The following is a 6175-nucleotide window of genomic DNA, read 5'->3' on the forward strand; positions in this document are numbered from 1 at the left end:
TCCCTTTTAATTGAGCTTTATAGGTTAACATTTCTATTAATCTATTATGGAGAATATTGACCAATTGTTGATTATTACTTTTTCCTAGATTAAGAGATTGTTTCATCCGCTCATTATGCCCAATTATTAACGTCCCTATTTGAGGTCGAATACACCAATCTATTACTCTTTTACTGGCTGTGTGTAGATAATTTTCTACTCGACAGTTTCGTTTATGGGTTAGGAATAGCAATCTCTTAGATGAGGGTTGATTATTTCTGGTTTTCAGTTGAGTTTGTAAGCGGGAACTTCGATGGTGGGGCCGCTCATGGGTTAGACTCCTAATTAATTGGTGCGCTCACCAATGATTGTAAATTGTAGAGTGCGTGTTTGCGGTTAGTAATTCGGTCAAAAAAATAAAACTAACAATCCAGGCACCAAGCGCCAATTCTATGATTAATTCTACCAAATCCGTTTTTCATAGTGTGATTAACTCCTAATCGAACTTTAAAAACCCGCTTCCCACTTCCCACTCTCCTATACTTGTTAAACAGCATTTAGGACCATGACCATCCCTAAATATTTGCTCCGATTTTTTATAGTAAGGTTATACTATTAAGGAAGCAAAGACGAAATTCTAGGGTTAAGCAATGGTTAGACAACTCGACGACAGCCCGAAAACCACAATCGTCTATCCCGATAGCGACGGTAAACCGATGGCCGACAATACAAGACAATTTCGCTGGATTACGACGATAAAAGCGAATTTAGACTGGTTATTTGCCAATAATGCCGATGTTTTCGTCGCCGGTGATTTACTCTGGTATCCCGTGGAGGGAGATAATAAGACTCGACAAGCACCCGATGTCATGGTAGCTTTTGGCAGACCGAAAGGGGAAAGGGGTTCCTATCAACAGTGGAAAGAAGAAAATATCCCCCCGCAAGTGGTTTTTGAAATTCTCTCTCCGGGTAATACCCAAACGGAAATGACCAGAAAACTACTGTTTTATGACCGTTATGGTGTGGAAGAATACTACATTTATAATCCCGATAAAAATGATTTAGGTGGCTGTATTCGTCGGGAAAATCGGCTCGAAAGTCTGGAAAATCTCGATAATTGGGTAAGTCCTCGCTTGGGCATCCGTTTTCAATTGGCCCAACCAGAGTTAATCTTGTATTATCCCGATGGTCAACCTTTCACCAGTTACAACCAAGAACGGCAACGGGCCGAAACGGAACGACAACGGGCCGAAACGGAACGACAACGGGCCGAAGCGGAAAGTCAACGGGCCGAGGCAGAAAGTCAACGGGCCGAAGCGGAACGACAACGGTCCGAACGATTGGCGGCAAAACTGCGGGAGTTAAATATTAATCCCGAAGAAACTTAAAAAAAATTATTGATCTACTCAATCGATCGAGATAGTCTCGCTACAATGAAAGTAGATAAATATCAAGTCCTCTAGCTAGAGTCGGAACAGTAAGCCCAGAAAAAATGCGCTAGGGCAGGGTTGACTAAATCGACGAAGCAATCGCTAAATAGGGGTAATTTCCGTCCACTTCTCCCCAATCCTGAACAGGAGAGGCAGAACCGAAGAATTTCTATAAAATTTCGGTAAGGGTGGAAAGATCAAGTAAGTTAGCGTTAGGGCTTAATCTTCGCCACGGAAAGTTAGAACTATGACAGTTTGTGAATATCGGCCAGGTTTAGAAGGAATTCCCGCCGCCCAATCGAGTATCAGCTTTGTGGATGGGCAAAAGGGAATCTTAGAGTATCGGGGCATTCGGATTGAGGAACTCGCCGAAAAAAGTACCTTCCTCGAAACCGCCTATCTCCTTATCTGGGGTGTTCTGCCCACGGGGGCGGAACTGGAAGAATTTGCCGATGAAATCCGTTATCATCGACGCATCAAGTACCGTATCGAAGACATGATGAAATGCTTCCCCGAAAAAGGCCATCCCATGGATGCGCTACAAACTTCGGCGGCGGCTTTGGGTTTATACTATGCCAGGCGGGCCCTGGATAATCCCGACTATATCCGTCAGGCAGTAGTCCGGCTATTAGCGAAAATCCCGACTATGGTGGCGGCGTTTCAATTGATTCGCAAAGGTAATCATCCCATTCAGCCCAACGATAGTCTTGATTATGCGGCCAATTTCCTCTATATGTTGACGGAAAGACGACCGACGGATTTAGCGGCGAAGGTTTTCGATGTCTGTTTGACTCTCCACGCCGAACATACCATGAATGCCTCGACTTTTTCGGCCATGGTGACGGCTTCCACTTTAACCGACCCCTACGGTGTCATCGCTTCAGCAGTGGGAACTCTCGCCGGCCCCCTCCACGGTGGGGCAAACGAGGAAGTATTGTTAATGTTAGAGGAAATCGGTTCGGTGGCTAATGTTCGTCCCTATGTGGAAAAATGTATCGCCAATAAACAAAAAGTTATGGGTTTTGGACACCGGGTATATAAAGTTAAGGATCCCCGGGCGACGATTTTACAAAATCTTGCCGAACAATTATTCGCGGAATTAGGTTCCGATGAATACTACGATATCGCCCTAGAATTAGAACAGGCAGTGGTGGATATCTACGGCGAAAGAGGTATCTATCCTAATGTGGATTTCTATTCGGGATTGGTCTATCGGAAATTAGGCATCCCCAGTGATTTATTTACCCCGATTTTTGCCATCTCCCGGGTGGCCGGTTGGTTGGCCCACTGGAAAGAACAATTAAATACTAACCGCATTTTCCGTCCTACCCAAATATACACTGGAGAACACGAAGTCCCCTATACACCGATCGAACAACGTTCTTAGATTTTATTTCCCATTCTTGATGGAAACACGGTTTCTCGCCTTTGTCAATCTTTCCTAGGCGAGATTTTTTGTCTCATTTCCTGTTATATTGATGGGGCAAGGAAACAGTCCAGCGGCTTTCAGCTTGGTCAGTTTCGGTGTATATAGCCAGACAAGGTCTTTACTTCTAGATAGTCGGACAGAAAAATATTAAAGATTATGGTGAAATTTTGGCGCAGATTAACGGTATTTTTAATTTTTGGTTTATTGCTGATTTCCCTAACTGCTTGTGGTAATCAAGTTAGACGCAATCAAGTGGTCATATCGGTATTAAGTGACCCAAAAACCTTTAATGCTGTTTTATCGGCCGAATCCCCGAATATTTTTGGTTTAACCTACGAAGGACTATTAACAGAAAATCCCATTACTGGCAAAAAAGAACCGGTCTTGGCAGAATCTTGGACAATTTCCGATGATAATTTGAACATTATTTTTACTATCAGAGAGGGTTTAAAATGGTCAGATGGTCAACCCTTAACCGTTGATGACGTGGTTTTTACCTATAAAGACTTATATCTAAATCCTGATATTCCTAACAACTACCGCGATAGTTTAAGAATAGGATTAAAAAAAGAATTTCCAGTTATTACTAAACTAGATAATCGCAGAATCGAATTTAAACTACCCGAACCTTTTGCTCCTTTTTTAGATGCTGTCAGTTCACCGATTTTACCTAAACACGCTTTAGAAAAAACTATTCAGAAAAAAAGCCCCGATGGTAGGTTAGAATTTCTCTCCACTTGGGGGTTAGATACTCCTCCCGATAAAATTGTTTTTAATGGTGCTTATAAACTAAAAGAATATATCACGGGACAAAGGATTATTTTTGAGAATAACCCTTACTATTGGAAAAAAGATGACCAGGGACAACAATTACCCCATATAACTTCAGTAATTTGGGCAATTGTTGAATCTCAGGATACAACTTTACTACAATTTCGTTCGGGAAGTTTAGATTCTATTGGGGTAACTCCCGAATTTTTCTCCCTCTTAAAAACTGAAGAAGAAAGAGGAAATTTCACTATTTTTAATGGGGGACCTGCCTACGGAACCCAATTTATCGGTTTTAATCTCAATCAAGGCAAACGCGACGGAAAACCCCTAGTAGAGCCAATTAAATCCAGGTGGTTTAATAACTTAAATTTCCGCCAAGCTATTGCCTACGGCATTAATCGTCAAAGAATGATTGATGATATCTATCGAGGATTGGGAGAAGCACAAAACTCTTTTCTTTCTATCCAATCTCCTTTTTACGATAAAACCCTGAAAGGTTACGATTATAATCCCGAAAAAGCCAAAGAATTATTATTAGAGGCGGGATTTAAGTATAATAGTGATAATCTGCTAGTCGATGCTGATAATAATCCCGTTAGATTTAACCTGATTACTAACGCGGGTAACAAAATCCGGGAAGCAATAGGGGCGCAAATTAAAAATGATTTAGCCGCAATAGGAATTCAAGTGGATTTTCAAGCGATCGCTTTTAGCAATTTAGTTGATAAACTAAGTAATAGTCTAGATTGGGAGGCCCATATTTTAGGTTTTACCGGCGATAATGAACCCCACGCCCCCAATATTTGGTATGTAGATGGAAATCTCCACGCTTTTAACCAACAACCTCAACCCGGCAGCCCGCCAATTCAAGGCTGGCAAGCGGCGGATTGGGAGAAAAAAATCGCCGATTTATACGTCAAAGGTTCCCAAGAATTAGACTTTGAGAAGCGCAAAGTTATCTATAATGAAATTCAACAACTTCAACAGGAATACGTCCCGTTTATTTATCTAGTTAATCCCCTCGCTTTGGGGGCTGTGCGTAACTGCTTTGAAGGAATACAATTCTCCGCCTTGGGTGGTGCATTCTGGAATCTAGAAGAATTAAAGAAAACCTGTGGAGGTGTTTAATGACTCATTTTGGTTTACTCTGTCCTACAACTTCTGGACATATTTATTCTCTCCTACCTTTAGGAAAAGAGTTACAAAAACGCGGTCATAAAGTTACCTGTTTTTTAACTCTTGATGGTGAAGAAATGGTGCAAGCAGCCGGGTTAGATTTTCAGGCAATTGCACCCGACAAATATCCGAAAGGCACATCAGCCCAAAATTTAGCCGAAATTGGTCAATTACGGGGAACGGCCGCCGTCCGACGCACGGTACAATTAGTGACTAATTCTACAGCGACCCTCTTTGAAACTATCCCTCAAGAGATGCGTCGCTTGGGAATTGATGCCCTAATTGTCGATCAAGTTTCCGCCTCAGGGGGTACAATCGCAGAAAAATTGGCTATTCCCTTTATCAGTTTTTGTTCGGCATTGGTTTTAAATCGTGACCCGCTCATTCCGCCCTTTATGACCAGTTGGGACTATAATCCCTCATTTATCGGGGTTATTCGCAATAGATTTGGCTATAAACTCCTTGACTCTCTGACGCGTCCTCTGAATGAGTTAATCAACCGGCAGCGTCAAGAATGGGGGTTAATTCCCTATCAAAACATCAATCAACGCTATTCCCCCCTTGCCCAAATTAGCCAACAACCTGCCGAATTCGAGTTTCCTCGGTCAAATTTACCCGCTCACTTTCACTTTACGGGTCCCTTTCACGATTCCTCCACCAGAAAAACGATTCCTTTTCCCTACGAAAAATTAACCGGACAACCCTTGATTTACGCTTCCCTCGGTACAATTCAAACTCGCCTACAATCGACCTTTAATGCGATCGCCGAAGCCTGTGCCGATTTGCCGGTACAATTAGTTTTATCCTTGGGCAACACCGACTCTAACATTCAAATAACGACCAAAAACGCCCTAGTTGTTCCCTATGCTCCCCAATTAGAGCTTTTAACTAGAGCCTCTCTTACTATCACCCCCGCAGGCTTAAATACTACCATAGAATCCCTTGCTCAAGCTGTACCGATGGTGGCCATTCCCATCGCTAACGACCAACCGGGGGTATCTGCTCGGATAAAATGGTCGGGGACAGGGGAAGTGATTCCGATTTCCCGTCTAGAAGTTCCCCGTTTACAAAAGGCCATTGAAAAGGTATTATCCTTCCCCAGTTACCGAGAAAATGCCCTGAGAATGCAAAAAGCGCTACAGAAGACTGGAGGAGTGAAAATGGCCGCCGATATCGTCGAAAAAGCCATTTCTACCGGCCAACCCGTCCTATCGGTAGAATAACCAGGGTCTGCTGAAAAAGTTTTTTCTGGGGACGGGGTATGGGGTGTCGGGTTTTAAAAACGTTATCGAAAACAATTGACAAAAATCGCCCTTTATAACCCGTCCATGGCCTAACACAAACCGAAGAACTATAAAGATTAGATTGAACATTTCTGTGATTTCTGTCT

At 42.7% G+C, this 6175-nt stretch carries 5 protein-coding genes and 1 pseudogene; 4 read left to right on the plus strand and 2 right to left on the minus strand.

Annotation, left to right across the window (positions count from 1 at the left end):
- Positions 1–286 (minus strand): annotated as a pseudogene (locus tag MICAI_RS22880) (IS200/IS605 family accessory protein TnpB-related protein); the annotation flags it as partial.
- A gap of 343 nt (positions 287–629) precedes the next feature.
- Between MICAI_RS22880 and MICAI_RS01925 the strand changes: the two are divergent.
- The 4 genes from MICAI_RS01925 (at position 630) to MICAI_RS01940 (ending at position 6008) form a co-directional block, all read left to right on the plus strand.
- Positions 630–1367: a Uma2 family endonuclease gene (locus MICAI_RS01925; RefSeq protein ID WP_008197067.1), complete on the plus strand. Its 738-nt coding sequence runs from the start codon at positions 630–632 to the stop codon at positions 1365–1367.
- Positions 1368–1656: 289 nt separating this feature from the next.
- Positions 1657–2796, plus strand: coding sequence for a citrate synthase (locus MICAI_RS01930; protein WP_008197070.1), 1140 nt, complete (start codon positions 1657–1659; stop codon positions 2794–2796).
- A 198-nt stretch (positions 2797–2994) separates the two neighbouring features.
- Positions 2995–4737 (plus strand): ABC transporter substrate-binding protein, encoded by a 1743-nt coding sequence (locus MICAI_RS01935; protein ID WP_008197072.1) that lies wholly within the window; start codon positions 2995–2997, stop codon positions 4735–4737.
- Entirely contained in the window at positions 4737–6008 is a 1272-nt protein-coding gene (locus MICAI_RS01940) for a glycosyltransferase (protein ID WP_008197074.1), read from the plus strand. The genes MICAI_RS01935 and MICAI_RS01940 overlap by 1 nt, the downstream gene beginning before the upstream one ends.
- On the opposite strand, the gene MICAI_RS26730 is transcribed toward MICAI_RS01940, so the two are convergent.
- On the minus strand, positions 5977–6175 hold a 199-nt coding region (locus MICAI_RS26730), incomplete at its 5' end, for a hypothetical protein (protein WP_232306101.1). The genes MICAI_RS01940 and MICAI_RS26730 overlap by 32 nt on opposite strands.

This window comes from Microcystis sp. T1-4 (assembly GCF_000297435.1).
GTDB lineage: Bacteria > Cyanobacteriota > Cyanobacteriia > Cyanobacteriales > Microcystaceae > Microcystis.